This is a genomic window from Sorangium sp. So ce726, assembly GCF_051521405.1.
Classification (GTDB): domain Bacteria; phylum Myxococcota_A; class Polyangia; order Polyangiales; family Polyangiaceae; genus Sorangium.
This window is the reverse complement of sequence record NZ_CP150349.1, coordinates 1,195,143-1,211,233: the sequence shown is the minus strand read 5'-3', so window position 1 is coordinate 1,211,233 and position 16,091 is coordinate 1,195,143. Positions and strand designations below refer to the sequence as shown.

The following is a 16,091-nucleotide window of genomic DNA, read 5'->3' as shown; positions in this document are numbered from 1 at the left end:
CCCGGCGCACCGCGCGCTACCAGGTGACCTTCTGCGAGCCGCGGAGGTACCGCCAGAGGCCGACCACCGCCGCCGCGTTCAGGACCACGAACGTCCGCGCGAGCGCGCCGAGCTTGCCCGCAGCGCCCCCTAGCGCCGCGAGCAGGTAGAAGGCCACCTGCCCACCGAACAGCGCGCGCGCCGCGTAGAGCGTCCATGAGGCGTCGCCGCTCGCCTCGGCGCCCATCCACGCGACCGTCGACGTGATCAGCAGCGCGACGAGCGCCCAGGGGCACACGAGGCGGAGCAGCTTGTGCGAGAAGATCTCGAACCAGGATGGGTTCCTGAACGGGACGAGGAGCGCCGGGAGCAGCGAAAAGAGCTGATAATTGCCGGCCAGCGTGCGCACCTTGCGGCCGAACTCGCGCTCGTCGCCGAACGCGTCGTCGTACGCGATCGCGTCGGGAGCAAACAGGATCGAACGCCCCTCGAGGCGGAGCCGCATCGGCACCCACATGTCGTCGAGGATGACGCCCTCCGGGAGATGGCTCATGTCGGCGCGGCGGATCGCATAGATGGGACCGGTCACGCCCACCATGCTCCTGAACCGCCCTTCCTGGAGGCGGATCCAGTTCTCGTAACGCCAGTACGCCCCCGACCCCGCCGATCCCTTCAGCACCAGGTTGCCAGAGACGCAGCCCGCGTTCGGATCGGCCAGGAGCCGCACGAGCGCGCGCAGCGCCCCAGGCACGAGCGGCTGGCGGATGTCCGTCATCAACAGCACCTCTCCCGTCGCGACCCCGAGCATCGTGTTCACGCCGATCGGCTTGCCACGACGCGCCTCGCTGACGATCACCTTCACCCGAGGATCGCGCTCGGCCAGCTGTCGCGCCACGAGCACGCTGTCGTCCGTCGAGCCGTCCGAGAAGAGCAGGACCTCCAGCTTGTCCTTCGGATAGTCGAGCGCGAGGAGGCTCTCGACCTTCGTCGGGAGATACGACGCCGCGTTGAAGACGGGAATGCACGCCGTCACCGTGGGGACGTAGTCCGGATCCTCCTTCCGCTGCGCAGGCCAGAGGCGCGCCAGGATGCCGATAACGATCGGGTACCCGAAGTACGTGTACACGAGCACCGCGACGGCCAGAAAGGAGGCAATAACCACGCTAAACTGTAGAGCGCCGGTCGGGGGCGGTTGTCAACCGACATGGATGGGCCACGCCGCGACACGGCCATTCATGTTGCACGCGCGTCACGCGCAGCACAGGACCGATGCGTGGCGCATGTCGCCCACGCCGTGAAGCGCGCCGCGTGAGGCGCGCCGCGCGCGCACGCCACACAGGCGCCGCGCGCCTCAGGTCATCACAGGACGCGCACGCCGCGCGCCGTCGGCGATCAGTCCCGCACCTTCACGCTCCGGATGATGTCCCCATCCGCGAGCGCAGCCCACGGCCCGGCAGCGGCGCCGACGGCCGCGTACTGGCCGTCGAGGTGCGGCGCGCGCGCGTGCATCACGAAGAGCTGGCTCGATCCGGTGTCGCGGCCGGCGAGCGCGACGCCGACCCGGAGCGGCTCGAACGCGACCGGCGACGTCTCGCAGCGCAGCGCCGGCCTGCCGGGCGGACCTCCTGCGCCGTCGCCGAACGGCGCGCCGAACTGGGTGACGAAGCCGGGCACCACGCGATGGACGATCTTGCCGTCGTAGTAGCCGGAGCGCGCGAGATCGACGAAGCGGGTCACCGCGACCGGCGCGAGCGCAGGGTCGAGCGTCATCGTGAGCTCGCCGGCGTCCGTGTCGAAGATCAGCGCCGCCGGCGCGCGCACGAGCGCGGAGGCCTCGGCAGGCACCTCACCGACCGGCGGCGCGACGGCCGGCCGCCCCGCCGCGCCCGCGTCCCCCGGCAGACCGGCGTCGCACGCGATCTTCCGGCCCCTGAGCACGCCGAGCGCCGTCCCGGCGCGCGCGCGCGTCGTGGGGTGGCTCGATCGGCAGAGCTGCTCCAGGCGAGCCTCCGCCGGCTTGAGCGCCAGCGCCCCTACCGCGTCGACGACCGCGCCGATCAGCTCCGGATCGTCGCGCGCGCCCGGGCGGTCGAGGATCGAGAGCAGCGCGGCCTCGATCGCCGGCGACGTGACCGCTGCGGGAGCGTCCTTCTCGTCGCTCCGCTTCCTGCGCTTCCGCTTCCCCTGCCCCGGCGCCTCCGACGCGCGCTGGGGCTGCCGCGCGATGACCTCCGCCGCGGCGGCGACGAGGCCCGGCTCCTCCGCGGCGAGCGCCTTCGCGAGCAGGTCGGGCGCGCCGGCGATCTCCTCGTGCGCGGCGATGAGCTCGATCGCGGCCTCCCGCGCGCGCAGATCGCCCGACGCGGCGTACGCGCGGAACGCAGCGAGCCGCGGGCCCGTGATGGCGTCGCGGCCGATCACCTCGACGACCGCCCGGGCGCCGATCGAGCCGCGCACCGGCGCGCCGGCGTCCGGCTTGCTCCCCGGCTCCGCCGGCGCCGTGACGTCACAGCCGAGCAGCAGCGGATCGCGGTAGTCCCCGCCCGCGAGGAGCCGGGCCGCGCCGCAGCGGAGCCACGCGACGCGGCGGAGGATCGCCGCGGGCGCGCTCGGCGGCGGCGGCAGGGCGGCGAGATCGCGGAGCGCCTTGCGCGCGGTGACCGCAGATCCGAGCGCGTCGAGCGCGGTGAGCAGCACGCCGAAGTCCTCGCTGACGAGGCCCGTGAGCGCGATCGGGTCCGCGCTCGGGGCGAGCGCGGCGACCGCGTCGGCGAGGGCGCGCTGGCCGGGCGGGCCGAGCCGCTTGAGGGCGCGCGCGGCCTCGGCGCGCTCGCTCGCGGTGAACACGCCCTTCGCGGAGAGCACGCGCGCGAGCTCGGAGGCGGCCGCCTCCCCTGCCCGGCCGAGCGCGCGCACAGCGAAGAGCCGCGCGTCGGAGGCCTCCGCGAGCCGCGCGGTCGCGACGTCGCGGATGCGGGGGATGACCGTGAGCGGGACGTGCTCGAGGCGCCCGATCGGGTAGAGCGCCTCGGGGACCGGCGGGCTCGCCGCGCTCCCCGAGGCGAGGTTGAGCAGCGCGACGAGCGTCTCCTCGCGCAGCTTGAGCTTGATCGCGGCGAGATCGCCGAGCGCGTACGCCGCGTGGATCGCGCGCTCGCGCGGGCCGTCGAGCCACGCGACCAGCGTCGGCTCCGACGCCTCGGCGCCGCACCGCCCGATGGCGCGGGCGAGCGCGCCGCCCGCGTCGAGCGGCGGCGCCGCTGCAGGCGCGCCGCCGCTCGGCGCCGCGGCGCTCGCCGCGCTCGCCGCGGCGCTCGCCGCACCCGCAGGGCTTGGGCGGGCGTCGCGGGCGAGGGCGCGCGCGACGAGCGCCGAGACCGCCTCGGCCTCGCGCTCCTTGCACGAGAACCCGAGCCCGTAGGCGGCCCACGCGACCACCTCGTCGTCCTCGTCGGCGAGCGCCCGCGCGAGCCCAGGCCACGCCGCGTCTCCGCCGATGCGCGCGAGGGCCCGCGCGGCGGCGCGCCGCACGCCGACGTCGCGGCTCTGCTGGTCCGCGGGGCTCACCTCCAGGGCGGCGCGGCGCTGCTCGGCGGCGAGGAGGGCGTCGAGCCGCCCCGCCGCCCCGGCGCTGGCGGCCGGCGTCGCCGCGGAGCTCCCCGCGTCGGGCGCAGGGCCCGGCGCCGGCTGCCCGGTGCAGGCGGAGAGGGAGAGGAGCAGCGCGAGGACGAGGAGAGGGGAGGAGCGCCTTCTCGGCATGATCACGGTTCACCCTGACGAGCGGTGTCGAGCAGCCAGGCGGCGCTCTCGCTGAGGATCCGCCTGCGGCGCATCGCGCGCGCGTCGAGCCACATCGAGATCACCTCGTGACCGCGCTGCCATGCGCGCGCAACCACCGGTTCGCCCACGCGCGACGCCGGCAGCCCGCAAGCGTCGATCCCGACGTCGTGGAAGTTCTGGAGAGCCCTGGCCATGTGCCAGGAGCAGGTGACGATCGCCGCGCGCCGCGCGCCCACGCGGCGCAGGAGCGCCGCGCTGAAGATCGCGTTCTCGTGCGTCGTCAGCGACCAGAGATCCTGCAGGATCGCGTGCGCCGGGACGCCGGCGCGCCGCAGCTCGGCGGCGAGCACGCGCGCCTCGACCTGCGCGCCCCAGCGGCGCCCGCCGCTGGCGATCACCCACGGCGCGACCCCGTCGCGGTAGGCCTCTGCGGCGCGCGCCGCGCGGCGCGCGCCGGGGGCCGCCGGGCGCCCGGAGGGAAACACCCTGCAGCCGAGGACGACGATGGCGTCCGCGTGGAGCGGCATGGGACGGACCATAGCCCATCGGCCGCGGCCTTCGCGTGCCCGCTGCGCTCGATCGTCCTGCCCTCCCGCGGCCGCCCGCGGGCCGTGCCGCTCCCATGCCTGCGCCGCCCTCAGGCCGACCTGTGGCCGCCACCTGCGCCCCCCGCCCAGCCGCAAGCGCCTCTGCCCCGCCGCCACGGCCTCTGCCCCGCCCCGCCGCCAGCGCCCCCCGCCCCGCCGCCCAGCCGCCGCGCGCTCCCGCCCCCCAGCGGCGGGCACGGCCTGCCGCTGGGCCCACAATCTATCCCCTGACTACATTGGCGCCTTGGCCCTGCTCCCCCGGCCAGGTCTCCACGTCTGCGACCTTCCTTGCTCCCGGTGCACCAGGCGGCTTGACGCTGCCCGCGCTCGGAATCTAATAGCTCTATCTTGAAACGGGCGGGGTTCAGCGAGCGAGGCAGGATGCGGATCAAGATGTGGGGGGTTCGCGGAAGCATCCCCACGCCCGGTGCAGGCACGGTCGAAGTAGGCGGCAACACGAGCTGCTATGAGATTCGTGCCGGTGAAACGCTGGTCATCCTCGATGGCGGGACGGGGCTCCGTCTCCTCGGCCAGGATCTGGTCAAGGAGATGCCCTTCGAAGCCTGGATGTTCTTCAGTCACGTGCACTGGGATCACATCCAGGGCTTCCCGTTCTTCACGCCCGCGTTCGTGCGCGGGAACAAGATCCATCTCTACGGTGGCCTCAACGTCTCCCGGACGCTCGAGGAGACGCTGGCCGGGCAGATGGACTACCCGAGCTTCCCGGTGCACCTCACGGAGATGGGCGCGGCGATGACCTTCCGCGATCTCTACGAGGGCGAGGTGGTCACGATCGGCCCGAACGATGATGTGCGCGTGACCAACGCGCGCGGCAACCACCCGAACGGCGTGTACGCGTACCGCGTCGAGCACGAGGGCAAGGTGGTCGTGTACATCACCGACTCCGAGCACTACGCGATCGTGGATCCGAAGCTGAAGAAGCTCGCGATGGGCGCCGACGTGCTGATCTTCGACGCCATGTACACGCCCGAAGAGTACGCGGGCGAGGTGGGCGGCGGCCCGAAGACAGGCTGGGGTCACGCCACGTTCGTCGCGGGCTGCGAGCTCGCGAAGGCGGCGGGCGCCAAGCAGCTCGTCCTGCACCACCACGACCCCAACCAGACCGACGCGATGGTGCGCGAGAAGGAGATGCGCGCCCGCGAGCTCTTCCCGAACACCATCGCCGCGCGCGAAGGCACGGTCATCGAGATCTAGCGCGACGCCTCGCCAGGCTCGCAGCGCGCCCCAATCGCCGCCCGTCTCCACCGACGACGGGCGAGTGCGCGCCGTCCCCAGCAACACCGCCGCGGCACTCTCCCGCACGCGTCCGCACCGCAGCGCGGCGCTCTCCCGAACCGCACGCGTCCGCACCGCAGCGCAGGCGCAGGGCTCTCCCGCACAGGAGACGGGCCCAGATCGGCGTTTTCGGCGCGGAAGCGCACTCCAGTGCGCTGAGCACCGAAAACGTCGAGATGGGCCCGTATCCGAAGCGGGAGAGCCCTGCGCCTAGGCGCTTTTGGCCATGGGCTCTCGGGTGATCTCTTCGATGCGCGCGCGCATCCGCTTCTTCGCGCGCTCCTCGATCTGCCGCACGCGCTCCTTGCTGACGCCGAAGTCGGCGCCGAGCTGCTCGAGCGTCACGGGGCTGTCCGTCAGCCAGCGCTGGTTCATGATGGAGCGCTCGCGGGGCGACAGCTCGTTCACGACCTGGAGCAGCGCGCGCGAGAGCTGCGCGCGCTCGTCGGCGTCGCAGGCCTCCTCCTCCGGCGTGTGCGCGTTCGACGCGAGCCGCTCCACCGGAGCGACGCCGTCCTCGGTCGGAGAGCGCTCCAGGCTGACGTCGCGCGCCATGAGCAGCGGCAGCAGCTCGGCCGCCCGCTCCTCCGACAGGCCGCTCAGCTCCGCGAGCACCGCCGGGTCCTTCTCGTGCGTCTTGCGGTAGATGCGCAGCGCGCGCCGCTCGCTCTTCGACGACCCGAGGCGCACGATCCGGTAGCCCCGCGCCACGTGCTCGCGGATCTCCGCCCGGATCCAGTAGGCCGCGTAGGTCGCCAGGCGGCAGCCGCGGTCCGGATCGAAGCGCTCCGCGGCCTTCAGGAGGCCGATGTTCCCCTCCTGCACGATGTCCTCCATCGGCAGCCCCCAGCGGCGGTACTCGAGAGCGATCGTCATCACGAACGGCAGACACGCCTCGATGAGGCGCCGGCCAGCGTCCTGGTCACCAGCTCGCCAGCGGAGCGCGAGCTCCCGCTCGGCGTCCGGGCTCAGGGTGGCGTAGTTCGCGAGCTCTGTACGATAAGCCGAGAATGCCGCACGATCCCAGGTGGCGCTCATGATCTCTCCGCTCTCCACCGCGCGCGCCGATCAAGGAGGGCTGGAGTGCGAGCCCCTGCGAGCCGGCGGGCGGCACCGGGGCAGATGCAGGCGCGATGCCGGGATAAACCCTAGGAAATCGCCTTTTTTTGCGCTGGAATGCGCAACGTGTTCGGATCCCTCGACGGAAGCGAAAGCTTTGCGGGAAAGCGGAGGAGCACGAATGCGCAGCGCTGAGCCCAGATCCACGGCGCACGAGCGGCGAACGAGGCGGACGAGGTGCGCGCTGAGGCTCCAGTCCGCGGGCGACGGCGCCGCCCGCGTGGCGCGCGCGCTCGCTCTCCGCACGGACGCCGCCACGGTCGCCCCTGCCCCCGCGCTCCGCATCGTGATATCCGGGGAGCAGTGAGGACGCGCGTCGCGGGCTCCGTCGCGTGCATCGCCGCAAGCCTGGCGACGCTCGCCTTGCTCTCGCGCGAGGCGGAGATCCCCCTCGCCAGGGCGCGGCGCGGGCTCGCGCAGCCCTTGCTCCACACCGTCGCGCCGGACGACGAGGAGATCGACGGCGTCGGCTGTGACCCGAACGCCCTCGACCGCGGCATCGCGGTGCCGACCGGGGCGCCGACGTCGCTCGGCTGCGAGCAGGCCCGCGCCATCGTGGCCCAGGCCCGCACCACGCTGGCCGCTCCGCCGCTCCGCGTCGATCCCGCAAAGTTTGCCGAAGCAACCTCCGACTGGCTGGATCCGCACGGCCTGTGGTCGGTCGCCCCCGACGCGCCCGTGGGTGCCTCGCTGCGGCGGGAGGCCGTCGCGCTCCTGGACGAGCTGCAGGCGCCCGTGGGCAGCGGGCCGTGCGCGGCGGCGCTGCGCGTCGGGCAGGAGCTCGCCCGGTGGTCGCGCGAGCTCGAGAGGCTCTTCGATGACGGCTACCGGCGCGGCCTGGCCAGCCCGCCCGCGACCCACGCCGCGGCGTGGGAGCTGGTGTCGTCGGCGCCGTTCGAGGACGGCGAGGTGACGCGCAGCGCCCGGGACCTCGCGCGCAAGCTCGGCCGGGAGGTCGGCGGGCTGCGCGCGCACCTCGGGGAGCCGCTCGACCGCTACGCCGACGCCGTGCGCGAGCGGGCGGCGCCCTCGATGAGCGAGGACGGCTGGGCGCGCACGGTGATCGCCGCCGCGGTGCGCGCCTACGTGCCCCAGCTGGACGCGCACGGCGCCTGGGCGCCGCTCGAGGAGGAGGTCTCCATCTACGATCTCGACCTCGAGGCGCACCCGCCGGCCCGGCTCTGGCAGGAGATGACGCGCACCGCGATCGGGGTGCGCATCGACCGCGGCGCGCTCGCGCCGCTCGAGGACGGAGACGTGGTGCTCCGGATCCAGGATCTGCCGATCTCCGGCATGAGCGTCGAGCAGGCCGAGCAGCTCGCCGTGCTGTCCGACGTGCACCCCGGGACGACCGCTCGCGTGGCGCTGCTGCGGCGCGGGGTCGCGGCGCCCCTCGAGCTGACCGTGGCGCCGCACCCGGTCGGACCGCAGCCGCCCGAGGCGGCGCCCTCCGAGCTGCCGCTCGATCTGGTGCGCTACGGCGACGGCAAGGTCGCTGTGATCGCCATCCCCGACGTGCCCGACGACCTCGGGGATCGGGTCGCGGCGGCGCTCCTCCGCGCGCGCGCGCAGGGCGACACGCGGGGCGTGATGCTGGACGTGCGCGCGAACGGCGGCGGCTCGACCGACGGCGCGATCGCCGCGCTAGGGCTGTTCTTGCCGGGCGTACCGCTGTTCCCGATGCGGCGCCGCGACGGCGGCGTCGAGGTGGAGCGCTCGCCCGACGTCCCGGAGGAGCGCGGGTGGAGCGGGCCGCTCGCGGTGCTCGTCGACGGCGACTCCGCGAGCGCGGCGGAGATGATCGCCGGCGCGATCGGCAGCTACCGGCGCGGCGTGATCATCGGCGATCGGACGTACGGCAAGGGGTGCGCTCAGGAATACCTCGACGACGACGCCCACGTCGGCGTGCTGCGGCTCACGACGCTCCTCTACGCGCTCCCCGACGGCGCGCCGGTGCAGAAGGTGGGCATCGTGCCGCAGGTGCAGCTGTCGCTGCCGGCGACGAGCGAGCGAGAGGCGCGCGTGGACCGGGCGCTCGGCCCGTGGCGAGGCCCCGACGTGCGCGATCTGCACCGCGTGCGCGACGTGCCCTGGCCGGCGCACGCAGGGCGGATAGGGCCCTGCCACGACGAGACGGTCTGCCGCGCGCTGCGGTCGCTCGGCGCGGTGCCCGCGGCAGCGCGCTGACGCGCGTCAGCGCGCTGCCGCGCGTCAGCGCTTCCAGAACTTGCCGAGGAGGCCGCCCGCGGGCGTCGGATCGTTGGTCGTGCGGCTCCGCATCTCCTGCAAGCGGACCTCGCGGATGGCGTCGAGGTTCTTGGGGTTGAGCTCTGCCGCCAGGCGGAAATCGCCGATCGCCTTGTCGATCCTCCCCGAGCGCTTGAGGAGCATGCCGCGGTAGAAGAGCGCCCGCTCGTAGCGAGGCTCCTTCTCCAGGACGGCATCCAGCGTCTGGATCAGGTCGTCGTAGTGCGCGCTCGTCGCCCCCTCCGCGAGCACAGGCGGGTCGCCGCGCCGCTGCGCCTGGATCCAGACGAGCAACGTCATGTACTCGGGCTGCTCCGGATCGGCGTTGAGCGCGCGCCGCGCGCGGGCCTCGGCGCCCGCGAGGTCGTTCTTCTTGAGCAGGATCTCGGCCTTCTGGAACTCGAGCGCGGCGTCGACGGCGCGGGCGATCTTCTGCTCATCCTCGGCGGGGGGCGGGGCCTCCTTCGGCGTCTGGTACTCGGCGCGCCGCTTCGGATCGCTCAGCGTCTGGTAGGCCTCGCTGATGCGGGCGAACACGCGCGCGACGAGCGGCTTGACGTCCTGGAGCTCCGCCGGCGTCCGGTCGGGGTGCCACCGCTTGGCGAGCGCGAAATAGGCGCTCTGCACGCGCTCCGGAGGGGCGTCCTCCGTGACGCCGAGCATCTCGAAGAAGCTCTCGCCGTCGATCGACGCGGCGCGCGCCTCGATCTCCGCGCGGCGCGCGGCGAGCTCGGGGTTCGGCGCGGCGCGCGGCAGCGGCGGGAGATCGGGCGCGAGCGCCGCCGGTCCCTGCGGCTTCGGCGGCTCCGCGGCGCGCGCCGGCGGCACAGGCGACGGCGCCTCGGCGCGCCCTGCCCCTCGCGCGGCCCTGCCCTCCGGGCCGACCGCCGCCATCTTGACGGTGGGCGCCTGCTGGGGCGGCGGCGCAACGCGGGCGCCGGTGAAGGTCGGCGCAGGAGGCGGCCTCAGCGCCTTGGGATCCACGCCGCGGTAACCGCCGCCCGGATCACCGCCGGACGCGCGCGGGTCGAAGGGCGCCACCGGGCTCGGGGTCAGCGCGCCCCTCGACGTTGCCGCCTCCGGCGCCGCGGCCGGGGGCGGCGCCGTGGAGCGGCGCGGGGCGACCGGGACCCCAGCGCGCCTGCTGGACGGCGCCGCGACGTCGTCGGGCTGCCGCTGCGGTGCGCGGCCTTCGGCCTCGCCGCGCGCCGGGCGTGGACCGGGCATCGTCGAGCCCGCGGTGGGCCGCGGCGAGCGCGCCGCCGCGCCGGACGGCTCGCGCTGGGGCGCCGTCCCCGCGTCGGCCGCTGGCGCACCAGCGGCCCGCTCCCGGCCGGGCCCGGCGGGACCGCCGACCCCGACAGGGCGCCGGCCCGGCGCGCCGAGCTCGAGGTGCCGCGTGATCGCGAGCGCGTAGATCATCAGCCGCACGACGCGCTCCTGCGCGACGCCGGCGGCGAGCAGCTCGGCCAGCGTCATGCGCCGCATCCGCAGGAGATCCACGATGGCCGCCTCGTCGCGATGGAGCTGGAACCGCTTCATCTCGGCCTCGGCGTGGAGCCCGAGCTGCCGGTTCTGGATCCGGTCCAGGGTCGTGTCGATCAGCGGATCGTCGGCGTGGAGCCGGACGCCCGCCATGATCACCGCGAGGGGCTCGCACCCGATGAGATCCGGACCGCCGTAGGACGACAGCAGGTTCTGGGCGTCGTAGTAGGCGTAACGCGTCGCGGGCGGGAGATCGTAGAGCGCGACCAGCTTGCGCACGAGCTGCTCGCGCAGCACGCCGAACACCGTCTCCCTGTCGAGCAGGCCCCGGGAGACGAGCAGCCGGCCATGCAGCACCCGTCGCTTGATGATGTCCCGGAGCGTCTCCCGGAGCGTCGCCTCGTCCAGGAGGCCCAGATCGAGGATCACCCGATCGAGCGGGGCGATGATCGTCCCGGTCCAGATCTTGGCCGGCACGCCGTCGCTGAAGAAGATGCCGTGGCGGACGCCGTCGGGGTCGATGAAGCACGTCGTGCCGGTGAGGCGCCGGTCGAGCATGTACACGAGCAGGTGGACGAGCGGCGTGCGCGCGAGCGTGCCCTCCGCGGTCGGCGGGTCGCCCGGCAACGACAGCACGGCGATCGGACCGGCCATCGCCGACGGAGGCAGATCAGACACGGGGTTGCGCTCGCGCCGCTGCGGCTGATCTCCCCAGCCGCGGGTGCGCACCGACGGCGGCCGCGCGCTCTCCTCGGGGACCTCGTCCGGATCGCTGTCTGTCTGCACCGACCACGACTCCTCTCCATGAGCGCCCGGGGCGGGCGAGTACGGGTCCGCCACCGCGGCGGGCTCCAGATGCGGTGGATCGGGCCAGCGCGCGGTCGTGCGCCCTGGCCGCAAGGTCGGAGAGAGCCTGCCGGACGGCGCAGGCGGCAGATCCGCGAGCATCCTGGCCTCCGCGCCGTCGTCGGGCAGCCCCCCGAACGTGGCCTCGGGCGGCGAGGCGGGCCCGCGGGCGGCGTCGCTGGCCCGCGGCTGCGTCCTCCGGCTCGCCGGCGCGTTGGTCATCGGCAGCGTGGGCGACGAGGGCCGCGTGATCTGCTGCTGCGGCGGCATGCGCAGGTTGCCGAGCGGCGACGCCGGCGCGTTGCGGATCGGCGGCGACTCTACGGCGAGCCCCTGCGAGCGGAGCGACACCTGCGGCGCCTCCTGGATCGCCGCGTGGGCGCGCATCGACGCGACGGCGGGGTCGTCGCTCGTCGCGACGATCCGGCGGATGTGCCGCGGCGGCTCGCCCTGGCGAGGCCGCTCGGCGAGATCGACCTCGAGGGCGCGCGCGATGGCGCCGCCGGCGGCGTCGAGGACCAGCCGGACGCGCGGCTGCGAGTACCGGGCCGGGTGCGCCGGCGTCTGCACGACGAGCGCGACCTCCCCGGTCGAGAGCTCCACGAGCGTGCCGGTCGGAAAGATGCCGAGCGCGCCCACGAGCAGCCGCAGCACCGCGCGGTCCGCCGGATCGGCCGCCTCCTGCTCGAGCTTGGCGATGGCCTCGTCGGCGGAGAGCGGCGCCTCGCCCGGGGCCGCCGTCAGGAGATCGTTGAAGGCGCGGGCGGTCGCGAGGAGCCGCGCCTGGAGCGTCGGCTGGCGGAGGCCGCGGTAGACCGGGCCGAGCGCCGGCTGGCGGCGAACCCAGTGCGCCTCGTAGGCCACGACGGTGCGCATCACGCTGGGCTCGTTGACGAGGCCGAGCGCGGTCAGCACGACCGCCGTGCCCGCCGGGACGTCCGCCTCCTGCTGCTCGCTCAGCTGCGGGACGAGCCCGCCCGAGCCGCTCGTCGCGGCGCCCGTGAGGCGCGGCCGGGCGATGTCGAAGAGCAGCGCCGCCATCGAGAGCCGCTGGAGCAGGACGACGTCGCTCGTGATCTGCCGCGCCATCGCGAGGCTCAGGATCGCGGTGTTCACGGCGCGCCCGGCGTCGTCGTGGTTCTGGTTGCGCAGCGCGGTGACGCCCAGGAAGGCCGGGGTCTCGTTCGCGGACAGGTCCACGAGGCGCTGCGTGATGCGCTTGACGCCCTGCCGCAGCGTGTACCGGCCGTGCCGCAGGTCGTCGTAGAACCGGCGGATGATCACGATCGCCGTCGCGTAGGTGCGCACGATCGCGGAGGTCTCGTCGCCCTCGCGATCGATCGCCACCTCGCGGCGGAGCACGGCCTCGTCCACGGCGCGCAGGCGGACGCGCGGCGCCGGGCGGTCGGCGAGCGCCGGCTTACTGCTGCGGAGGGCCTCGGCGAGCGCGGAGGCGAGCGCGTAGAGATCGCTCGCGCGGACGTCCTTGGCGACGCCGATCTCGGAGTAGCCGCAGCGGCTCAGGACGTCGCCGAGCTCGAGCGCGCCCTCGTAGACGGCGCGGTTCGCCTTGAGGAGCTGCCCGGAGACGAACACCGAGCCGCGGGTGAACAGGATCGAGACGTTGTGACCGGAGCGCTGGCCGAAGTCCTGGACCAGCGAGACCGTCTCCTCGACCTGCCGCACCATGGCCTGGTTGTCGATCGCGTGCAGCGTCGAGAGCTTCACCAGCCGGAAGAGGGCCTGCACCACGCTGGCGGCGAGATCGCGCGCTTGCTCGCGGCGGATGTTCTCCGACACGTTCTGGCTGATGACGTCGACCTGGGGCGCCATCAGGGGACCTCCCCGGCGGTCGAGATCCGCTTGCCGAGGCGCGCGGCGATGGCCTCGGCGGCGGCGCCCGCGGCGTCGCGCAGCGCCTGGCTGTTCCAGGGCCGCCGCTTCGTGGCCGCGAGCGCCGCGTCGAGCGCCTCCTGCGAGCGCGCCTCGCGGCCGAGCAGCTCCGCCGAGAGGCAGCGGGTCTGCTCCGCCGCGTCGTCCGCGAGGAGGCCGTGCCGCTGGAGCAGCTCGACGGCGACCGACTCGCCGCGCGCCGGGTTGAGCGTGTGGAGCGCGCCGAGGAACTCGCGCCGCTCGTCGAGCGTGAGCTGGTGGAACGAGCTGTCCTGCACGCGGCGGACGAGCAGCGGGCCGGCCGCGCGGACCTGGTGGTGCGCCAGCGTGCGGAGCGCCGCGACGCGCACGTCGGGCGGCGCCGACTCGGCGAGCGAGAGCAGCTCGTCCCGGATCTGCTCGGGGCTCGTCGCGAGGTGCGCGATCGCCTCGCAGCGGAGCGCCGCGTTCGCGCACCCGGAGAGCCGCTTCAGCGCGCCCAGGGCGCCCTGCGTCCGCGACGCGGCGAACATCTTGAGGATCGGGCGGGCGACGTCGAGATCCAGCGTCATGAGCGCGTCGACGACCCCCTCCTCGTGCCCGGGCAGCGTCCGCTCGACGTGGCCGAGCAGCGCGCGGCGCAGCGCCTCGTGGCCGGTGTGCCCCACGACCTCCATCGCGACGGGCAGGGTCTCGCTGCCGAGCTTGTGCAGGATGGGCGCGAGCCGCTGCGCGACCAGATCGAGGTCCACGGGGGCGGGCTGCGCCGCGCCGCCGGGGGCGGCCGTCATGACGACGCGCGTCGCCTCGCGGAGGAGCAGCCGCATCGTGTCGGGCGGGAACATCCCCCGGGCAAGCTCCGTCGCAAGCGCGCCCCCCTGCTGCTTGGGCGCGAGCGCGTCGAGGGCCTTCTCGATGGCGTCGTGCATCCCGAAGAGCACCTCGAAGCGGCGCGCGAGGATGAGATCGCGCGCCGAGGCGGCCATCGGCTCGGTCACGAGCTCGACGTCCTTGTACCGCCTGGCGTTCAGGAAGGCGTCGGCCACGACCTCGACGAAGCGCTCGCTCCAGCGGTCCGGGCTCATGACCAGCTGCGTGCCGAGCGCGCGCTGCGCGACGGGGTCGAGCGCGAGCGCGCTCGCGGCGCGGCGCGCGGCCCGCAGCGCGGCGGCGTCGGTGTCGATGACCATCGCGGCCGCCTCGGCGCGGTTCGCCTTCTCCTCGGCCGCGCGCCGGGCCATGCCCTCGAGGTCGTCGGCCTCGTGCCAGAACTGCTCGCGATCGGCCGCGTCCCCCTCGACGAAGATGCTCACCACGTCGTAGCGCACGTGCTCGAGGCGGCGCTCCCACAGGGCGGCCGCGACGTCGTCCTCCGGGGCGAGGTCGCGCAGCGGATCGAGCAGCAGCACCTCGCAGAGGGCGCGCAGCTCGTCCTCCGTGATGCCAGGGAGCAGCTGGACGCGCCGCACGCCGGCCGCGAAGAGGTTGTACGGGACGAGATCGAGCGGGTGCGACGGCTCCCACACCGTCCGCCGGCGATGCTCGAAGGCGTACGGCGTCAGCGTCCAGTGGACGAGGCTCCCGTCCGCGCGCAGCGCCTCCACGATCGCCTGGAAGGTCGCGCGGAGCTTGTTGTCCGCGTCCGGATGGCGAAAGCCGTAGTGACGCACCGCCGGGAGCAGCCGCTCCATGCGGCGGAACACCTCGGTGAGCCGCGTGACCGCGGGGTCGTCCGGCTCGGCCTCGCCCGGCTCGTCCTGCGGCACGGGCTCCTCCGCCGCCCGCATCCCGACGGCCGTGGGCGAGTCGTCCGGCGGGGGGCGCCTCGTGCTCTGCGGCGAGGAGCGGCGGGGGACGGAGACGCCGACCTCCTCGAGGACGCGCAGCACCTCCTGCCGCATCTGCTCGGCCGATTCGAAGCGGTTGCGCTTGTCCCAGGCGAGCGCCTTGTCGACGAGGCCGATGACCGAGGCGGGCAGCTCGGGCGCGATCCGCGCGAGCGACGGCGCCGGCGTCGTCGCTGCGAGGATGAACGCCTCGTTGTCCGAGCGCCCCTGGTGGAGGCGCTGCCCGCTGAGCACGGCGTACAGGGTCGCGCCGATCGAGAAGAGATCCGCCCGCCCGTCGACCCCCTCGGTCAGCCCCATCGCCTGCTCGGGCGCCATGAACGAGGGGGTCCCGAGCGCCGTGCCCGCCTTGGTCTTGTCGCCGGGCGCGCCGCGCATCCTCGCCACGCCGAAGTCGAGCAGCTTCACCACGTTGTCCTTCGTGATGAAGATGTTCGCGGGCTTCAGGTCGCGGTGGACGATGCCCTCCGTGTGGAAGCTCTCGAGCGTGAGGAGCACCTCCGCCGCGATCCAGAGCGCCTCGGCGACGGGGAGCTTCCGGCTCTTGCGCTTCCAGAGCTGCTGGACGGTCTCCCCGTCGAGCAGCTCCATCACGAGGAACGGCTCGTCCTGCTCGGTGATGTCGTCGTCGAGGATCGCGACCCGGCCGGGGTGATCGATCTTGTTGGCGACGTAGCCCTCGCGCAGGAACCGGTCGCGGATGCCGACGTCGCGCGCGAACTCGGCGTGCAGGATCTTCAGCGCGGCGCGCGAGCCGTTCCGGTGGTGGGTGGCAGCGTACACGGAGGCCATGCCGCCCACGCCGAGGAGCGAGTCGATCCGCCACTTGTTCTTGACGGTCATCCCGAGGCGGGCGCGCGCGCGCTGCTTCTCGTCCGGCGCGTCCGTGACTTCCGAGGGCGGAGGGATGACGGACTCGGGGATGACGCCACGTGAGGTCATTCGGCCACCGGAAGGCGGGAAATCGTATCACCTCCCCGCCCGCGCCAGGTTCCGGATTTCACGCGGGCGGGCGGCCGGCCTTACGGTCCCC

Annotated in this window: 8 protein-coding genes; 2 read left to right on the top strand and 6 right to left on the bottom strand. The window is 74.2% G+C overall.

Annotation, left to right across the window (positions count from 1 at the left end):
• Positions 1-16: 16 nt before the first annotated feature.
• From WME79_RS04455 to WME79_RS04445, 3 genes are all read right to left on the bottom strand, one after another.
• Positions 17-1,141, bottom strand: coding sequence for a glycosyltransferase family 2 protein (locus WME79_RS04455; RefSeq protein WP_437532323.1), 1,125 nt, complete (start codon positions 1,139-1,141; stop codon positions 17-19).
• Positions 1,142-1,371: 230 nt separating this feature from the next.
• Complete coding sequence (locus WME79_RS04450; RefSeq protein WP_437532321.1) at positions 1,372-3,738, bottom strand: peptidylprolyl isomerase; 2,367 nt, start codon at positions 3,736-3,738, stop codon at positions 1,372-1,374.
• Between the two features lie 2 nt (positions 3,739-3,740).
• A complete protein-coding gene (locus WME79_RS04445) occupies positions 3,741-4,286 on the bottom strand; it encodes a YdcF family protein (RefSeq protein ID WP_437532318.1) in 546 nt (181 codons plus the stop codon).
• A 453-nt stretch (positions 4,287-4,739) separates the two neighbouring features.
• Between WME79_RS04445 and WME79_RS04440 the strand changes: the two genes are divergently transcribed.
• On the top strand, positions 4,740-5,561 hold the full coding sequence (locus WME79_RS04440; RefSeq protein WP_237245092.1) for an MBL fold metallo-hydrolase: 822 nt from the start codon (positions 4,740-4,742) through the stop codon (positions 5,559-5,561).
• A gap of 291 nt (positions 5,562-5,852) precedes the next feature.
• Here the strand turns inward: WME79_RS04440 and WME79_RS04435 are convergent, their stop codons facing one another.
• The gene (locus tag WME79_RS04435) at positions 5,853-6,680 is read right to left on the bottom strand and encodes a sigma-70 family RNA polymerase sigma factor (RefSeq protein WP_437532315.1); all 828 of its coding nucleotides are present in this window, start codon (positions 6,678-6,680) and stop codon (positions 5,853-5,855) included.
• A 384-nt stretch (positions 6,681-7,064) separates the two neighbouring features.
• On the opposite strand from WME79_RS04435, the gene WME79_RS04430 reads away from it, so the two are divergent.
• Positions 7,065-8,948 (top strand): S41 family peptidase, encoded by a 1,884-nt coding sequence (locus tag WME79_RS04430; RefSeq protein ID WP_437532313.1) that lies wholly within the window; start codon positions 7,065-7,067, stop codon positions 8,946-8,948.
• 24 nt (positions 8,949-8,972) lie between these two features.
• On the opposite strand, the gene WME79_RS04425 is transcribed toward WME79_RS04430, so the two are convergent.
• Entirely contained in the window at positions 8,973-13,172 is a 4,200-nt protein-coding gene (locus WME79_RS04425; protein WP_437532310.1) for a DnaJ domain-containing protein, read from the bottom strand.
• Positions 13,172-16,000: a protein kinase domain-containing protein gene (locus WME79_RS04420; protein WP_437532307.1), complete on the bottom strand. Its 2,829-nt coding sequence runs from the start codon at positions 15,998-16,000 to the stop codon at positions 13,172-13,174. The genes WME79_RS04425 and WME79_RS04420 overlap by 1 nt, the downstream gene beginning before the upstream one ends.
• Positions 16,001-16,091 lie beyond the last annotated feature (91 nt).

Excerpts from the sequence above, each read along its gene's own strand:
- WME79_RS04450 (WP_437532321.1), bottom strand. The coding sequence starts at position 3,738 with ATGCCGAGAAGGCGCTCCTCCCCTCTCCTCGTCCTCGCGCTGCTCCTC.
- WME79_RS04445 (WP_437532318.1), bottom strand. The coding sequence starts at position 4,286 with ATGCCGCTCCACGCGGACGCCATCGTCGTCCTCGGCTGCAGGGTGTTT.
- WME79_RS04440 (WP_237245092.1), top strand. The coding sequence starts at position 4,740 with ATGTGGGGGGTTCGCGGAAGCATCCCCACGCCCGGTGCAGGCACGGTC.
- WME79_RS04435 (WP_437532315.1), bottom strand. The coding sequence starts at position 6,680 with ATGAGCGCCACCTGGGATCGTGCGGCATTCTCGGCTTATCGTACAGAG.
- WME79_RS04425 (WP_437532310.1), bottom strand. The coding sequence starts at position 13,172 with ATGGCGCCCCAGGTCGACGTCATCAGCCAGAACGTGTCGGAGAACATC.
- WME79_RS04420 (WP_437532307.1), bottom strand. The coding sequence starts at position 16,000 with ATGACCTCACGTGGCGTCATCCCCGAGTCCGTCATCCCTCCGCCCTCG.